We start from the raw sequence: 16,565 nt of genomic DNA on the forward strand, positions 1-16,565 counted from the left end.
CGTCAGGGAGAAGGCATCGTCGGGTATCAGGTGGCCAGGTGCTCATGCCAGCCGCGGGGCAGGCATTGCTGGCGGCAGAGGCCGAGCAGCCGCTGGTGCTGCGCCGGGCTGAGCAGGTTGAAGGCAATCGCCAGGTACAGACCGCCGGAGACCGGGCGCGCGGCAGCCAGTTGCTCATCCAGCAGATCGAGGGCCAGTTGGTTGAGGGTGACGCCCTGGCGCTCGCTCAGGCCGTGCAGGCGGCTCACGTCCAGCCCCATGCCGAGCGCTTTGAGCACCAGTTGGTGGAACGCCCGCTCCGGGTAATGGCGGGACGGGTAGAGGGTGTCGAGGGCGAGGGCGGCGAACACCTGGCTGTTGCTGGTGCGCCCGGCCTGCAAGGCCAGCTCCAAACACGCCCCACGGCTGTCGAGCCAATCCAGGGCCTTGAGCAGGGCGACCTTTTCCTGGTCGTCGCCCCAGTGGAACAACTGGCGCAGCAAAGGCAGCTGCCCGGCCTCGGGTTGCTGGTCGAGGACCTGCGCCAGCAGCAGCGCGCGAGCCAGTTGCAACTGGCTCCAGCCCTCATCGTCGGGCATGGCCCGGTCGCCGATCCGGCGCTTGCACTGGCTGCTCAGCAGGGCGGCAGTGTTGGCGTCCGGCGACTGCCCGAGGCGTTCCTGCGCCTGGTGCCACCACTGCAATTCGGCCTGATCGAGTTGCGCGACCAAGGCCTGCTGCCGTTCGGCCAGGCAGTCGTGGCGCATGTCCAGCGCCGCCGTTGGCGACGAAGCGATATGACTGTTCATGTCGGTTTGATCCAGCGTTGGAGGTGTGGAAGCAGGAAGAACACCAGGACGCACAACAGGCTGCCCAGTGGCTGGTCGGCCACCGCCAGCACCAGGGCATCGAACAGCGGCAGGGCCGCCAGCCCCGCGCCGATGAAGGCGCGTACTTGCCGGCGCCGCGGATCGGCGAGGTGCAGCCAGTAGTGCCAGCCCAACCAGCCCAGCCACAGCAGCAACACCGGCCAGAACCACAGGGTCTCGGCGTAAGCCGCCAGGGCCAGCGGGCTGAGCATCAGCAGCAGGGGCAGGCGGCTGAGCAACTGGTTGAGGTGCTCCTGGCGTGCCAGGTAGGTCAGGCCGCTGATGTACACGCCCAGCAGGATCGCGCACAGCCAGATGGGCTGCGCCGGTACCGCCAGGCTGGCCGCCGCGGTGAGGTACAGCGCCGAGCGGCACGCGCCCATCAACCAGACGCTGTGGACGTGGGTCTTGTGCAGCAGGTTGTAGCCGAGAATGCAGCCCACCAGCAGGGTGACGCTGCCCAGCAGCCAGTGCGGCTGTTCGACCAGGCGGCTCAGGCCGAGCGCCGCGGTCGCGGCCAGCAGCAGCAACCCGTAGCTGGCCAGGCGCACCTGCCGTCGGCTGACCAGCCCGAGGGTGATGGGGCGGGCGTTGCTGTGCTGTTGGTCCCAATCGGCGTCCAGCAGGTCGTTCAGCAGCATGCCGGCCAGGTACAGCAGCGACAGCATGGCCAGCAGCAGGAGCCACACCAGCGACGAGGGTGGCGCCAGGGCGCCGGCGCTGCTGGCCAACAGGGCGGCGGCGAGGGTGTTGGTCCACACCGTGGGCAGGTTGGAGACCCGGCCAACGGTCATCCAGGTTTTCAGGTCCGGCGCGATCGGGTTCATTGCGCGCAGCCCTCGCCCAGGGTGAGGGGCGCGCGCTGGCTGACCAGCCGCAGCAGCGCCTGTTCCATCAGTGCGTCATCGATCTCGTGCAGGTCGACCGATGTGCCGATGCAGCTGAGCATGGGGATGGACAGCTGCCCGCCCAGGTGCTGGCGAAACTCCTCCAGCCCGAGCAACACCCGCGAACGACCATGCGCATCTTTCAGGTCCAGCTCCGGTGGGCACAGGTTGAAGCCAAGCCTGAGCAACAGGCTGATGACGCGCTCGCTGTCGGCATCGCTCAACAGACCCAGGGCATTGGCATAGAGCCCGTCGAGGGCCATGCCCACCGCCACCGCTTCACCATGGCGCAGGCGGTGCTGGCTGAGGTTTTCCAGCTTGTGCGCCGCCCAGTGGCCGTAGTCCAGGGGGCGCCCGTTGCCGCGTTCGAAGGGGTCGCCAGCGCCGGTGATGTGCCCCAGGTGCAGCTCGGCGCAACGGCGGATGGCGTAGCGACTGGCCGGATGATCGAAGTGGGCGAGGGCGTCGGCCTCCCGCTCCATCCATTCGAAGAAGGCGCGGTCCTTGATCAGCGCCACCTTGACGGCCTCGGCCAGGCCGGCGATGCGGTCGCGGTGGGCAAGCGTGGTGAGCAGTTGGAAGTCATTGATCACTGCGCTGGCGGGGTAGAAGGCGCCGAGCAGGTTCTTCTGGCTGAAGGCGTTGATACCGTTCTTCACGCCGATGCCGGCGTCGTTTTGTGCCAGTACCGTGCTGGGGATGCGGATCAGGCGCATGCCCCGGTGAAAGGTGGCGCAGGCGTAGCCCACCGCGTCCAGCACGGCGCCGCCGCCCAGGGCCAGGACGAAGCAATGACGGTCCAGCCCATGGCTCAGCATGTCGCTGTACAGCTGTTGCAGGACCTGTGCGTCCTTGCTCAGCTCACCGGCCGGCATGGCGATGGGCGCGGCTTTCAGGTTCAGGTCCGCGTCATGGGCGGCAAAGTAGGCGTCGATCTGGCCCGCCAGGTGCGGTGCGCAGCGCAGCAGCTGTTCGTCGGCGAAGACCAGCACCGTTACCCGGCCACGCTGCTGTGCGGTGAGCTGGCGGTGCAGGCAGGTGTTGAGCGGATCGAACAGGTGCTCGGTGAACACCACGGGGTAGTCGTAACTGACCGTGAAACGCCCGCGCAGTGGTTCACCCTTGCGCAAGGCCTTGAACAGGCTGTACCCGGCGATGAACAGCGCGGGCAGGACCATGCCGGCGAGCAGGGTCACCAGCAGCGCGTTCTGCGCGACCAGGAAGGTGCCGATGGCGCTGTAGGCCAGTGCCAGCCCGGCATTGGCCAAGGTGGTGACCAGGATGAAGGCGCGCAACGGATAGCGCTGCATGCCGGCCGCCACCACCGAGGTTTCCGCCAGCACCGGCACGCCACGCAGGCAGATCAACGACAGCGTGCCCAGCCGATACGCCAGTTGCCCCGGCTGGCGCTGGTGCAGGCCCAGGCGGCTGGACAGCAGGCGAAAATACCCGGCCCCCAGCGCATACCCCAGCCCGGCACCCAGGCACAGGCCGATGAAGATCACCAGGTAGCCGCCAACGCTGCCAAGCGTCGCCACCGCAAGCAGCGCGACCATGCTCGACGGCACGGGTAGTACCACGTCCAGCGCCAGCAAGCCGATCAGCAGCAACGCCAGTGTCAGCATCTGGGCGGGGGTCGAAGGCAGGAACTGTTCGAGGTGGGAGAGGAAGCTCTGGATCTGTTGTTCGAATAATACAAAGCTGGCGATCACCAGGCCTGAGAAGCACAGTACTGACAACCAGAAATGTTTGCCCGGCCCTCTTTGCGAGAGCGCACGATACCCGCGGCTGCGCTTCATCAAGCGTCCCTCTTGTTATTTGACTGATTTCCGTTTCAGCAATCGAGCGTCACGCCCCATGGGCGCGAGGATATGGGCTCCTCTGAACTTAATGGCGGGGGAGTTGTATTTATGATGTTGGCGTAGACAAACACAAACCTAGTCGGGCGCTTCGCTTTTGCAAGTGAATGTGGGGCGAAGGGTTAGATGAAACACTTGATTTTTATGCGTGCATTAGAATGCTTGCGAATTATTAATCGTGACTATACACAAATAATTAATCTTGATGTTTGTATGGTTTGGCTGGCGAATGATAATCAATTAATCTGGTCATTATCCTTCGGCTTGCAAGTTCGTAGTTGAAGTCAAAGTTAGATAGTCTTCTAACTAGTACGCAGCTATTTAAAATGACGCGTGCTGAGTGAAGGCGCTTTACTCACCAACGGTAATCCTGGCCTATACGCCCAGGGAGAACATCTGTACTCCACAGCTGGCAGGACGCCGCCTCGAGGCTGAGTTGAGGTAATATCGCCACCTCGCCACCGGCAGCCCAACGCGCCAGACAAAGGATTGCATGCCCGCCACCCCGTCCCTGCGTCACCTGTTCTTCTGTGTCGTGCTCGGAGCGCTCGCCGGCTGCCGGCCTGAGCCCGCACCGCCGCTCGACCAGCAGCTCTATATCTGGCAACGCCAATGGCAACCCGCCCACGAGCAGGCCCTGGCGGACAGCCGCGCCGACTTTTCGACCTTGCGCGTGCTGGCCTTGCAAGCGCAACCCAAGGCCGGGTGGAGCAGGGCGCTGGTCGACCTGCCACGGCTCAAGGCCGATGGCCGGCCGGTGATCGCCGTGGTGCGCCTGGACGGCCAGTTGCCGACGCTGGACCTGCAGGAGGCAGGCCCACAGATGGCGCGCCTGCTGGCGGACTGGCAGGCCGCGGGTGTGGCCCTGGAGGGGCTGGAGATCGACCATGACAGTGGCAGCGCCCGCCTTGCGGGCTATGGCGAATTTCTCCTGAAACTGCGCGCACAGCTGCCGCCGGAGCTGAAGCTGAGCATCACCGCGTTGCCCGCCTGGCTCGATAGCCCGCACCTGCCGGCGCTGTTGCAGGCGGTGGACAGCAGTGTGTTGCAGGTACACGCAGTGAGCGACCCGCGTCGCGGCCTGTTCGATCCGGCGCAGGCCAGGCAATGGGCCGAACGCTGGAGTCGCGTCGGCGACAAGCCGTTCTACCTGGCTTTGCCCGCCTATGGCGTCGCGTTGCTGCCTGATAGCGGTGGCGCGCCCGTTGTGGAAAGCGAAACACCGTTGAACCGTGGTGGCGAACGCCGCGAACTGCTGGCCGATCCACAACAACTGGCGGACCTGGGCAGGCAATTGCGCAGCCAGCCACCTGCGCACCTGGCCGGGTTGATCTGGTTCCGCCTGCCGTTGCCCGGCGACCGCCGCGCCTGGAGCCTGACCACGCTGAAGGCGGTGGCGCGAGGCGATGCGCTCGCCAGCCACTGGCGGGTGGAACTGTCTGGCCAGGCGGGGCTGCGCGACATCACGCTGGTCAACGTCGGTAATCTCGACCTGCCGATACCTGCGCGGGTGGAGCTGAACGTCGCCTCCTGTGACGCCGCCGACGGGCTCAACGGCTACCGCTTGCAGCAATCCCCGCAACACCTCATCTTCAACCGCCAGTCCAGCGCGCGTCTCGCCGCTGGCGGCCGGCGCGTCCTCGGCTGGGCGCGCTGCCATGGAATCGATCAAGGAGCATGGAATGTCTACCCGTAACTGGCCCCGGCACCTGCTGTACCTGTCCCTGAGTGTGCCGGCCGTTCCGGCGCTGGCCTGTGGCCCGGACTTCCCGATGCAGTTGCTCGGCGACCGAGCGCACACCCTGGCCGAGTTGCCGGAAGGCAATTTCGGTTTCGAGGTGAATCGCCTCGGCGAGCAGATTGCAGGCCTCAAGCCCGCCACCGATGCGACCCTGACGCCTTACTGGGACAGTGACGACAACGACCGACCTTACCGTGAGCAGCGCAGCCGTATCGAGGCAAGCGAGCTACCGCAATCGCTGCGCGAGAAGGTCGCGCAACTGCGTGCCCTGGCGGATCCGCAACAAGTGCTGGAGCAGGGCGCTGAACTGCCGGATGAACTGCGCCTGTACATTGCCGGCGCGGTGGCTTTCGACACAGGCGAGCACGCCCTGGCCGTGGATTATTTCGCCAAGGTGCTAGCCCTGCCAGCTGAACAACGCAAGCTGCGCAGCACCTGGGCGGCCTACTCGCTGGGGCGGGCCTTGATGGCCCGGAGCTTCGAGGCCAGTGATGACCCGCAACAGACCCCGCAGGCCCTGCAAGCCCAGGCGCGCGAGGCTTTCCAGCAAGCGCGCGCGCTCAGCGCCGAAGGCTTCAGCGACCCATTGGAACTGGGAGTTGCCAGCCTTGGCGAGGAGGCCCGCCTGGCCAAGCTCGCCGGCGACTGGAACAGCGCCATCCGCTTGTATGCCAGCCAGAGCCGCCTGGGCTCGGGCAGCGGCTACAGCTCGCTCAGGCAGATTGCCAACGAACTGGTGAGCCTGCCGGATGAACAGCTGAAGACGCAGTTGGCGCAACCGATGCCACGCAAACTGCTCACCGCTTATCTGCTCAGCCATGTCGGTTGGGACTACGACGGCCAGCCGCCAACCCAGGCCCGGCGCCTGCCCGGGTTGCTGCAGGCCAGTGTCGGCGACCAGCTGGAAGACGCCGACCGCTTGGCTGCGTTGACCTACCAGCAAGGCAACTATGCCGCGACCAGGAGCTATCTGCAGCAGGCTGGCGATACCGGCCTTGCCTGGTGGCTGCGCGCCAAGCTGGCCTTGCGCGATGGCGACAAGGTCCAGGCTGCGGCTGCCTATGCCAAGGCCGCCGCCGCGTTCCCCCGCGAAGAGTCGTGGGGCTCGAGACAGACACCCGATTGGGACTACGAAAGCGTCAAGCCCGGCTGCCGGGTCGAAGGCGAGGGCGCGATCCTGGCGCTGGAGCGCGGCGACTACCTGCAGGCCTTCGACTTGCTGTACCGCAGCCAGGAGATCTACTGGCAGGATACGGCCAACGTGGCCGACCGCGTGCTGACCCTGGACGAGCTCAAGGGCTATGTCGACGCCCATGTGCCGGCGCCACCGGCACCCAAGGTGGAAGAGGGCGGCTATGTACCGCGACCGGTGGCGACGCAGCTGCGCGAGCTGCTGGGCCGGCGCCTGCTGCGCGAGGGCCGTTACGACGAGGCGCCCGGCTACTTCGCCACGGCGCAGTTGCAGGCTGATGCCAAGGCCTACGGCCAGCACCGCCAGGAGGCCGTCTCGCGCTGGACGCCCACGGGCCGTGCCGAGGCGCTGTTTGCCGCGGCCACCTTGGCACGCGGCGCCGGCATGGAGATCCTCGGCTACGAAATGGCGCCGGACTATGCCTGGCTGGGCGGCAGCTTCAGCCTGGGCAGCGCCACCCTGCAGCCCGGGCCGTTCATCGGTGCCGGCGAGGTGCAGCGCCAGTTGGCGACCGAGGCCAAGCCCGACCAGCGCTACCACTACCGCTATGTCGCCGCCGACCTGGCCAACCAGGCCGCGGACCAGTTGCCGCGCAGCAGCCAGGCCTTCGCCGCGGTGCTGTGCACGGCGGCGGGCTGGGTGCCGGGCACCGAGCAGGAAAGCGCGCTGTACAAGCGCTACGTCCAGCAGGGGCCGTTCGTGCAGTGGGCAGAGGATTTCGGCAACCAGTGCGAAGCGCCCCGGTTCGACCAGGCCAACAAACGCTACGTGACAGAGAAGCTGGCTGCCGCGCGGGCGGCATTGCGGCCGTACAAGGCGCAGGCGCTACCGGTAGGGTTGGTGGTATTGGCGGGGGTTGCCTGGGTGTGGCTGCGGCGGCGCAAGGCCAAGGTGTGAAACAGAAAGGGGGCGGCGTTGGCTTCTCGAGGTGCATGACGAGAGAGTTGCAGCGCCTATCAGACCGAGCGCCGCCCGCGCGGCGCATCGCGGATGAATCCGCTCCTACATTTGTTGCAACGTACCGAACCTGTCAGGCCATGGTTGCCAGCCTTGCCCGCCGAAAAATCGCGTCGAGCGCACAAGGCTAACAACCATGGCCTATCAGGCATGGCCACGTTGCAACAAATGTAGGAGCGGATTCATCCGCGATGCGCCGCGCGGGCGGCGCTCGGTCGCAAACGCGCTACGAGGCTACCGCCAGGCACCTGTCTGCCACAACACAGTCAAGAAGGCGGCCAGGAGCCGCCTCACTGGTTTCAGTTCTGCGCGGTCTTCTGACCGGCCTCGAGCTTCACGGTCTCCTCAAGCGTGAAACGGCCCAACGGGTTCTGCAGGAAGTTCTGGATATTGCTGCGCGAGATGTTGATGTACGGGCTGTAGTAGAGGTCGATCCAGTGCACGTCCTGCTTGGCCAGCTTCTGCAGGTCCTGGTACATCTGCCCGCGCTTGACCGGGTCGGTTTCCACCCGGGCCGCGGCCACCAGGTCCTTGACCTTGTCGTTGTGGTAGCGGGTCATGTAGTTCTGGTTGGTGTCGTGGCCAAGCACGAAGGTGGTCTTCTGGTCCGGGTCGAGCACGTCATTGGTCCAGTACATCACCGACAGGTCGTAGTCGCCATCGACCAGCATCTGCCAGCTCTGGGTCGGGTCGACCTTCTGCAGGTTGGCGGTGATGCCGACATCGGCCAGTTGCTTCTGTACCAGCACGGCGATCTGCTCGTCGGCCTCGTTGCCGGCGTTGACCACGTAGTTGACCTTGAGCCCCTCGGCACCGGCCTTCTTCAGCAGTTCGCGGGCCTTGGCCGGGTCGAACGGGCGTTGCGGGTTGTTGGCATTGTGGTACAGCGCGCCCTTGGGAATGTACGAGTAAGCCGCCTCGCCATGGCCGAAGGTCACGGTTTCCACCAGCGCCTTCTTGTCGATCGCCAGGTCGATGGCCTCGCGAACCTCGACCTTGCCCAGCAGGCCTTTCTCATGGTTGATGAGCAGGTGGTCCTCGCGGGTCGACGGGTCGATGTGGATGGTCAGGCTCTTGTCTTTCTGCAGCGCGTCGACGCGGGAGAACGGCACGAAGATCGCCGAGTCCAGCTCGCCGGCCTGGACCTTGAGCATGCGCGTGTTGTCGTCCGGGATGGAGATCCACTCCACGCCGTCCAGGCTGACCTTGTCGGCTTCCCAGAAGTAGGGGTTCTTCTCCAGGATCACGCGGTCGCCGCGCAGCCACTCCTTGACCTTGAACGCGCCGGAGGTCACCGGCTCCTGGGCGTAGGCCTCTTCGCCGATGGCGTCCATGGCCTTTTTCGACAGGATCGACACGTTGGCGGTGGCCAGCTGCGCGAGGAACGGCACGGACTTGTTCTTCAGGGTCACCACCAGGGTGCGGTCATCCGGCGCTTCGGCCTTGTCGATGATCTTGTAGGAGTCGGACCACAGCGAGCCGGGGTTGTCGCGGATGCGCAGCAGGGAGAACGCCGCATCGCTGGCAGTCAGCGGCGAGCCGTCGGAGAACTTGGCTGCGCGGACCTTGAAGGTGTAGGTCAGGCCGTCGTCGGAAACCTTCCAGCTTTCGGCCAGGCCCGGCAGCAGCTTGGTGCCGCTGTTGTCGACGCGCACCAGCACGTCGTAGACGTTGGCGAAGACCCAGCTGTCGCGGTTCTGCGCGCTCTTGATCGGGTCGAAGGTGGTGCTCTCCTCGCGGCAGCCGATGGTCAGCACGCCGGCGGCCTGGGCCATGCCGCCGGCCAGGGTGCTGGCGGCCAACACGGCGGCGGTGAGTAACTTCATTGCGGTGGGTTTCATGCTCAAGCTCCGTTTGATGGTCATGTGGGGTGGGTCAGCACGGCAGGCGCGGGTGGACGCAGGCGTGGTAGCGGCCACCTTCTGCGTGGCTGGGGGGAATATCTGCGCCGCACTGGGGCAACGCGTGGCGGCAACGAGGGTGAAAGGCGCAGCCGGACGGTGGCTGCAGCGGGCTCGGCGGCTCGCCGGCCAGCGGGTGCTGTGGCAGGCGCCGGGCCGGGTCGATGTCGGCGATGGACTGCACCAGCGCGGCGGTGTAGGGATGGCGCGGGTCGTCGAAGACCTCGGTCACCGGGCCTTCCTCGACGATGCGCCCCAGGTACATCACCGCCACCCGGTCGCACAGGTGGCGTACCACGCCCAGGTCGTGGGTGATGAACAGCAGGGCCAGGCCCATGCGTTGGCGCAGTTCCAGCAGCAGGTTGATGATCTGCCCCTGGATCGACACATCGAGGGCGGCAACGCACTCGTCGGCGACGATCAGCCTGGGCTCGACGGCCAGCGCCCGGGCGATGCCGACCCGCTGGCACTGGCCGCCACTGAGCGAACCGGGCTTGCGCTCGGCGAGTTCCGCGCGCAGGCCGACCAGGCCGAGCAGTTCGGTGACCCAGGCGGGGATCTGCGCGGCGGGCACCTTGCGCTGCACCCGCAGCACCTCGGCGAGGATCTGGCCGATGCGCTGGCGTGGATTGAGCGCGCTGTACGGGTCCTGGAAGATCATCGCGGTCTCGCGGCGCAGGCGCTCGATATCCAGGCGGTTGCCCTGGCGCATGTCGCTGCCGTCGAACAGCACCTGGCCGCTGCTGGCCGGGGTCAGTTGCAGGATGGCCCGGGCCAGGGTGCTCTTGCCGCAACCCGACTCGCCCACCAGGCCCAGGGCCTGGCCGGCGGCGAGGCTCAGCGAAGCGCCGTTGACGGCGTTGACCTTGCGCGGGCGAAGGTTCAGCAGGCCGCCGCCCGGGGCGGGGAACTGCACATGCAGGTCGTTGACCTGCAACAGCGTGGTCATGACAGGCCTCCGGCCAGCAGCGGGGTATGGCAGGCCAGGCGATGGCCGGGGCCGATCACCCGCAGTTCCGGCAATTGTGCCCGGCAGTCAGGCGTGGCCTGCGGGCAGCGCGGTTCGAAGCGGCACCCTGCGGGCAGGGCGTCGAGCAGCGGCGGTTGCCCGGCAATGGTGTTCATCAGCCCCGCGTGGCGCCGCGCCGCGGGGTGACAGGCCAGCAGGCCGGCGCTGTAGGGGTGGCGCGGCTGGCTCAGCAGGGCCTGCTTGGCGCCGTGTTCACACAGGCGCCCGGCGTACATCACGGCGATGCTGTCGCAGGTCTGCGCGACCACGCCGAGGTCGTGGCTGATCAGGATCATCGATAGGCCGCGGCGGTCGCGCAGCTCCAGCAGCAGGCGCAGGATCTGCGCCTGCACGGTGACGTCCAGCGCCGTGGTCGGCTCGTCGGCGATCAGCACCTTGGGGTTGCAGCCCAGGGCCACGGCGATCATCGCCCGTTGCCGCATGCCGCCGGAGAACTCGTGGGGATAGTTGTCGACGCGGGTTTTCGGATCGGGGATGCCGACCTGGCGCAGCACCTCGATGGCCTCGGCCCGCGCTTCGCGCCGTGAGGCGCCCTGGTGCAGGCGGATGCCCTCGGCGATCTGCGCGCCGATGCGCATCAGCGGGTCGAGGTGGCTGCTGGGGTTCTGGAAGATCATGCCCAGCTCGCGACCGCGCATACGGCGCATGCCGGCCTCGTCCAGGCGCAGCAGGTCGTTGCCGGCCAGGCGCACGGCCTGGCCTTCGAGGCGCAGGTTGGGCGACGGCAGTAGGCGCATCAGGCCGCGACAGGCCAGGGTCTTGCCCGAGCCGCTTTCGCCCACCAGGCCGAGGATCTCGCCCTGGCCGAGGTCGAACGACAGGCGATCGACGAGGGTGATATCACGTTGGCCGGCGCGGGCGATGACGCTCAGTTCGCGGACTTGGAGCAGGGCAGGGCTCATGTGCGGTCTCCCAGCAGCTCGGCGACGCCGTCGGCCAGCAGGCTGAAGCCCATGGCCAGGGTCACCACGGCCAGGCCCGGGAAGGTGCAGATCCACCAGGCGCTGGTGATGAAACTCTGCCCCTCGGCCACCATGGTGCCCCACTCCGGGGTGGGCGGTTGCACGCCAAGGCCCAGGTAGCTGACGGCCGCGCCGTTGAGCAGCACCAGCACGGCATCCGACATGCAGAACACCACCGAGCCGAACAGGGCGTTGGGCAGCAGGTGGCCGAACAGCACGCGTCGGTGGCTGAACCCCAGGCTACGGGCCGCCAAGGCGAAATCGCCTTGCTTGAGCACCAGGATCTGCGAGCGGATCAACCGCGCATAGGACACCCAGCCGACCAGGGCCATGGCGATGTAGAAGCTGCCCAGGCCCGGGCCGAGGATGGCCATGATCGCCAGCATCAGCACCAGGAACGGGAAGGCCAGGACGATATCGACCAGGCGCATGCAGAGGTTGTCCAGCAACCCGCCGACATAGCCGGAAACCGCGCCGATGCAGGTGCCGAGCAGGAACGGGAAGATCACCCCGATCAGCGCCATCTGCAGGTCGATGCGCGCGCCCCAGATCACCCGTGAAAGGATGTCGCGGCCAAAATTGTCGGTACCGAACGGGTGACCAAGGCTCGGCGCGGCCAGGCGTAGGTCGGCGTTCTGCGCCAACGGGTCGAACGGGGCTATCCATGGCGCGAACAAGGCCAGCAGGCACCAGCCGAGGACGATCGCCAGGCCGCAGTACAGCGTCAGGCGGCCATTGCCCAGGTGCCAGGCCAGGCGCCAGCGCAGCGCCAGTGCGGGGCTCTGGCTCATTGGATGGTCACCCGCGGGTCGAGGGCGGTGGTCACCACGTCGGCGATGAAGTTCACCGCCACCGTGGCGCAGGCCAGCACCATGGCCACGCCCTGGACCACCATGTAGTCGCGGGTGAAGATGCCGCGCACCAGCAACTGGCCGACGCCGGGCAGCGAGAACAGGCTTTCGATCACCACGGTGCCACTGATCAGCCAGCCGATGTTGACCGCCAGCAGGTTGATGGTGGGCAACATGGCGTTGGGCAGGACGTGCCGGCGCAGAATCGCGGCTTCGCCCAAACCACGGGCGCGGGCGGCGGTGACGTGGTCGGCCTGCAGCTCAAGGAGAATGCTTGCGCGCAGGTTGCGCACCAGCACCGCCGAGACCGCCAGGGCGATGGTCAGGCACGGCAGCACCAGGTGGTGCAGTTTGTCTGGCCAGGTGCGGCCATAGCCGGACACCGGGAACAGCCCCCAGTGCACGCTGAACAGCAGGATCAGCATCAGCCCCAGCCAGAAGGCCGGCAGGCCGAGCCCGGCGGTGGTGAACAGGCGGATCAGGTTGTCGGCCCAGCCGCCCTTGTGCCGGGCGGCGAGGGTGGCCAGCGGCACGGCGATCAGCAACGCCAGCAGCACGCTGCCCAGCACCAGCAACACGGTCGGCTCGATGCGCCCGGCAATCAGCGGCAGGGCATCGACCTTGTACAGCAGCGACTTGCCCAGGTCGCCGTTGAGCAGGTTCTTCAGGAAGTACAGGTACTGCACCCAGATCGGCTCGTCGAGGCCGAACTGGGCGCGAATCTTCGCGATCGCATCCGGCGTGCTGCGCGCGCCCAGCAGCACCCGCGCCGGGTCGCCGGGGATCGAGCGCACCAGCACGAAGGTGATGATGCTGATGCCCAGCAGTACCGGCAGCAGTTGCAACGGGCGGATCAGGACGAACCGGTAACGTGCCAGGCTCATCGATCAACCCCGGTTGCGCTGCAGGAAGTCCAGCAACACCGGGAAATAGGCCTGGGGCTCTTCGTAGAACGGCATGTGGCTGCTGTTGGGGAACACGTGCAGCTCGGCGCGGCCGTGCAGGGCCAGGTTCATGCGCATGGCGCAGGCGGGGGTCAGCTCGTCGTGCTGGCCGGTGGTGATCAGCACCGGCATGCGGAACTCGCCCATCTGCTCGAGGCGGTTCCAGTCCTTGAGGTTGCCGATATAAAGGAACTCGTTGGGGCCCTGCATGGTGCTGTACGGGCCCATGTTCCAGTCACCCAGCGAGCGCTGGATCGGCGCCGGCCACTGCTCGAGGCGGCAGACGTGGCGGTAGTTGAGCAGGGTGATGGCCGCCTGGTACTGGGGATGGTCGAGGGTGCCCAGGGCCTCGTGGCGCTGCATCATCGCCACGGTCTCGCTGCCCAGCGCGCCGCGCAGGCGCTCAAGCTCGGTGATCAGGTGCGGAATGTCACCGACAGTGTTCTCGAGAATCAGACTTTTCAGCGACTGCGGGTGATGGATGGCGTACTCGATTGCGAGCCAGCCACCCCAGGAATGCCCCAGCATGTGCACGCGGCCCAGGTCCAGGGCCTGGCGCACGCGTTCGACCTCGGCCACGTAGCGGGTGATGTTCCACAGGCTGTCGTCATCCGGGCGGTCGGAGGCGCCGGTGCCCAGCTGGTCGAAGGCGACTACGCGGATACCCTTGTCCTTGAGCCAGGCATGGGCGTCGCGCAGGTAGTCGCAGGGCAGCCCCGGCCCGCCATTGAGGCACAGCAGCACCTCGTCACCTTCGCCAAAGCTGTACACCACGACGTTGTGGCCATCGACCTCTACATCGAACCGCTGGTCAGGTTGCATCTCACGCCACATCGCTACTCTCCTGTTGGCCATGGCTTGGGGCTATAACTAGCGCAGGAGAATTCGTCGCCTACAAGCTAGTGTTTCCTATAGGTTTTGTATGGCAGTCCCGCGCCAAGCCGTGGCATTCTACGTGCCGGACTTCGAGATGGAAATCCAAAAGGAATCACAGGGAGTGTCAGGTATGCAGGCCAAGGTGGCTGAACTCAATTCGCGTCTGGCGTCAGGCAACAGCCTGGACGAACAGATGGACAGCGTCGCCGACCTGGCGGCGCAACTGGGCTTCGACGCCCTGGTGTATGACTACAGTCCGGTACCGCTGGACCACACCGGCGAGCTGATCACCCCGTCCGTGGTCAGGCTGCGCCAGACCCCGAAGGACTGGCAGGACCTGTGGTGCTCCGAGGGCTTCTACCAGATCGACCCGGTGCAACAGGTGGCCGTGTCCTCCATCGCCCCCTTTGTCTGGTCGTACCTGCCCAAGGGCGAGACCGTCCTGCAGCGCTTGATCGACAGACGCCATGCCCCGGTGGTCGGCTACTTGCACGATGCGCAGCTGACCTGCGGGGTAACCGTGCCCATTCACCTGCCGCGCGGCGGCCTGGCGACCCTGACCGGCCTGCGCCCCCAGGCCAGCCAGCGCGACCTGGACGACGCCTGGGAACACCTTGCCGATTTCAGCCTGATCGCCCATGCCTTGCAGGAGGCCGCCCACCCATTGCTGGCCAAGGAGTCGGCCACCCGCGCCATCCGCCTGACCCGTCGCGAGGCCGAGTGCCTGCGCTGGGCCGCCGAGGGCCTGACGGCGGGGGAGATCGCCGACAAGCTCAACCGCTCGCTGGCGACGATTTCCCTGCACCTGACCTCGGCCATGCACAAGCTCGGGGCCAAGAACCGCGTCCAGGCGGTCGCCCGGGCGGTGCATTACCGCCTGCTCGACCCGTGAAAGGGGCAAAAAAAACCGAAAACCTAGCGAACTCTCTAGTTATGCCGCGTTGCGCATAGGGTTATCGTGTGTTCCATGATTCACATGGAGCCGGATGAAATGGAACTCACCTCATCGCGTGAAGGTTTTGCCCCCTTTGGCGAATACCAGACTTGGTACCGCGTCACCGGCGACCTGGCCTGTGGCCGCACCCCCCTGGTCATCCTGCACGGCGGCCCGGGCTGCACCTACGACTATGTCGATGCCTATAAAGATGTCGCCGCCGGTGGCTACCCGGTCATCCACTACGACCAGCTGGGCAACGGCCGTTCCACCCACCTGCCGCAGATGCCGCCATCGTTCTGGACGGTGAAGCTGTTCCTGGATGAGCTCGACAACCTGCTCGAGCACCTGGGCATCAGCGAGCGCTACGCACTGCTGGGCCAGTCCTGGGGCGGCATGCTCGCCAGCGAACACGCGGTGCGCCAGCCCAGGGGCCTGCGCTGCTTGGTGATCGCCAATTCGCCGGCCGACATGCGCACCTGGGTGCGCGAGGCCAACCGCCTGCGCGAGGAACTGCCCGAGGACGTCCAGGAAACCCTGCTGCGCCACGAAGCCGTGGGCGACTACACCGCGGCCGACTACATCGCCGCCACCCAGGTGTTCTACGACCGCCATGTGTGCCGGCTCAAGCCCTGGCCGGAAGAGGTGGCACGGACCTTCGCCCAGGTGGAGGCCGACCCGACCGTGTACCACGCGATGACCGGGCCCAACGAATTTCACATCATCGGCAGCACCAAGGACTGGACCATCGTCGACCGCCTGCCGCGAATCAACGTGCCGAGCCTGCTGATCTCCGGGCGCTATGACGAGGCGACGCCGCTGGTGGTCAAGCCGTACCTGGACCTGATCCCCGGTATCCGTTGGGCGTTGTTCGAAAACTCCAGCCACATGCCGCATGTGGAAGAACGCGTGGCGTGCATGGGCACCGTGGTCAAGTTCCTCGACGAGAGTCTGTAGCTTCAACGGCCGCCAGCTGGCCGACAGTTTCCCTTCCTCAGGCCTGTCCGGGTTCAACCCGGCGGGCCTGAGTTTTATCTCCTCCCAAGTTATGAGCACCAGCGCGTTCCCACGCGGTGATTAACAACCCAACGCCCCAGCGCTATCCTTAACCCAGTTCCCCAAGGAACCTCGCCATGCGCCGGCTGCTACTGCTGTTACTGATCACCGTCATCCCAGGCTGCCAAACCCCACTGCCAGCCGCCAACCCGCAGATGGCCTGGGTCGACCTGTCGCTGCCATTCCCCAATGACCGCGTCCTGCTGGCCGAACGCCTGGACAAGCAACGCCTGGACGAAGGCCGTTTCTTCCAGGTCAGCCCTGGTAGCCATCAACTGGTGGTGCGATTCGACTATGAAACGAACGGCGGAGGAGGCATGAGCATGCTGGGCGGCACTACCGTTCGCCAATGCTACCTCACCCTCGATTACGCCCATTTCCAGGCCGGCCAGCGCTATGTGCTGGAAGCCCGCTCCATGGCCCTGACACCCGAGGCGAGGCTGTACAATGCCGCCCGGGAGATCGTGGCAGAGGTCAGCGAGTTCTACTGCCTGATGTGACCGAGCCCGGTTCATTGACTGTTCGTG

General features: G+C 66.3%; 14 protein-coding genes. 5 read left to right on the forward strand and 9 right to left on the reverse strand.

The features are described from left to right. Window positions 1-26: 26 nt before the first annotated feature. From CCOS191_RS12900 to CCOS191_RS12910, 3 genes are read right to left on the reverse strand one after another with little or no spacing between them, the layout of a single operon-like run. A complete protein-coding gene (locus CCOS191_RS12900) occupies window positions 27-788 on the reverse strand; it encodes an EboA domain-containing protein (RefSeq protein WP_046855546.1) in 762 nt (253 codons plus the stop codon). Continuing rightward, window positions 785-1,675 carry a UbiA family prenyltransferase gene (locus tag CCOS191_RS12905; RefSeq protein ID WP_046855547.1) on the reverse strand — a complete coding sequence of 297 codons (891 nt, stop codon included), beginning with the start codon at window positions 1,673-1,675 and terminating at the stop codon, window positions 785-787. Before CCOS191_RS12905 ends, CCOS191_RS12900 begins: the two co-directional genes overlap by 4 nt. After that, window positions 1,672-3,534, reverse strand: a complete 1,863-nt coding sequence (locus tag CCOS191_RS12910) for a 3-dehydroquinate synthase (protein ID WP_046855548.1) — start codon at window positions 3,532-3,534, stop codon at window positions 1,672-1,674. Before CCOS191_RS12910 ends, CCOS191_RS12905 begins: the two co-directional genes overlap by 4 nt. 553 nt (window positions 3,535-4,087) lie before the next feature. On the opposite strand from CCOS191_RS12910, the gene CCOS191_RS12915 reads away from it, so the two are divergent. After that, a complete protein-coding gene (locus tag CCOS191_RS12915) occupies window positions 4,088-5,290 on the forward strand; it encodes a DUF3142 domain-containing protein (RefSeq protein WP_046855549.1) in 1,203 nt (400 codons plus the stop codon). Next, window positions 5,277-7,424, forward strand: a complete 2,148-nt coding sequence (locus CCOS191_RS12920) for a hypothetical protein (protein ID WP_046855550.1) — start codon at window positions 5,277-5,279, stop codon at window positions 7,422-7,424. The genes CCOS191_RS12915 and CCOS191_RS12920 overlap by 14 nt, the downstream gene beginning before the upstream one ends. A 359-nt stretch (window positions 7,425-7,783) precedes the next feature. Here CCOS191_RS12920 and CCOS191_RS12925 read toward each other — a convergent pair whose 3' ends face one another. The 6 genes from CCOS191_RS12925 to CCOS191_RS12950 are packed head-to-tail and all read right to left on the reverse strand — an operon-like array spanning window position 7,784 to window position 14,006. After that, on the reverse strand, window positions 7,784-9,325 hold the full coding sequence (locus CCOS191_RS12925; RefSeq protein ID WP_046855551.1) for an ABC transporter substrate-binding protein: 1,542 nt from the start codon (window positions 9,323-9,325) through the stop codon (window positions 7,784-7,786). A gap of 34 nt (window positions 9,326-9,359) precedes the next feature. Then, a complete protein-coding gene (locus CCOS191_RS12930) occupies window positions 9,360-10,334 on the reverse strand; it encodes an ABC transporter ATP-binding protein (protein WP_046855552.1) in 975 nt (324 codons plus the stop codon). Continuing rightward, on the reverse strand, window positions 10,331-11,317 hold the full coding sequence (locus CCOS191_RS12935; protein ID WP_046855553.1) for an ABC transporter ATP-binding protein: 987 nt from the start codon (window positions 11,315-11,317) through the stop codon (window positions 10,331-10,333). Before CCOS191_RS12935 ends, CCOS191_RS12930 begins: the two co-directional genes overlap by 4 nt. Continuing rightward, window positions 11,314-12,168 (reverse strand): ABC transporter permease, encoded by an 855-nt coding sequence (locus CCOS191_RS12940; RefSeq protein ID WP_046855554.1) that lies wholly within the window; start codon window positions 12,166-12,168, stop codon window positions 11,314-11,316. The genes CCOS191_RS12935 and CCOS191_RS12940 overlap by 4 nt, the downstream gene beginning before the upstream one ends. Next, window positions 12,165-13,112 (reverse strand): ABC transporter permease, encoded by a 948-nt coding sequence (locus CCOS191_RS12945; protein ID WP_046855555.1) that lies wholly within the window; start codon window positions 13,110-13,112, stop codon window positions 12,165-12,167. The genes CCOS191_RS12940 and CCOS191_RS12945 overlap by 4 nt, the downstream gene beginning before the upstream one ends. A 3-nt stretch (window positions 13,113-13,115) precedes the next feature. Then, window positions 13,116-14,006, reverse strand: a complete 891-nt coding sequence (locus CCOS191_RS12950; RefSeq protein WP_023631947.1) for a proline iminopeptidase-family hydrolase — start codon at window positions 14,004-14,006, stop codon at window positions 13,116-13,118. Between the two features lie 172 nt (window positions 14,007-14,178). Here CCOS191_RS12950 and CCOS191_RS12955 point away from each other — a divergent pair, with 172 nt between their 5' ends. The 3 genes from CCOS191_RS12955 to CCOS191_RS12965 all read left to right on the forward strand — a co-directional run bounded on the left by CCOS191_RS12955 (window position 14,179) and on the right by CCOS191_RS12965 (window position 16,538). Next, entirely contained in the window at window positions 14,179-14,940 is a 762-nt protein-coding gene (locus tag CCOS191_RS12955) for a LuxR family transcriptional regulator (protein WP_046855556.1), read from the forward strand. A 99-nt stretch (window positions 14,941-15,039) separates the two neighbouring features. After that, window positions 15,040-15,939, forward strand: coding sequence for a proline iminopeptidase-family hydrolase (locus CCOS191_RS12960; RefSeq protein WP_046855557.1), 900 nt, complete (start codon window positions 15,040-15,042; stop codon window positions 15,937-15,939). Window positions 15,940-16,115: 176 nt separating this feature from the next. Further along, window positions 16,116-16,538 carry a PA0061/PA0062 family lipoprotein gene (locus CCOS191_RS12965; RefSeq protein ID WP_046855558.1) on the forward strand — a complete coding sequence of 141 codons (423 nt, stop codon included), beginning with the start codon at window positions 16,116-16,118 and terminating at the stop codon, window positions 16,536-16,538. Window positions 16,539-16,565 lie beyond the last annotated feature (27 nt).

This window comes from Pseudomonas sp. CCOS 191 (assembly GCF_001007005.1).
GTDB lineage: Bacteria > Pseudomonadota > Gammaproteobacteria > Pseudomonadales > Pseudomonadaceae > Aquipseudomonas > Aquipseudomonas soli.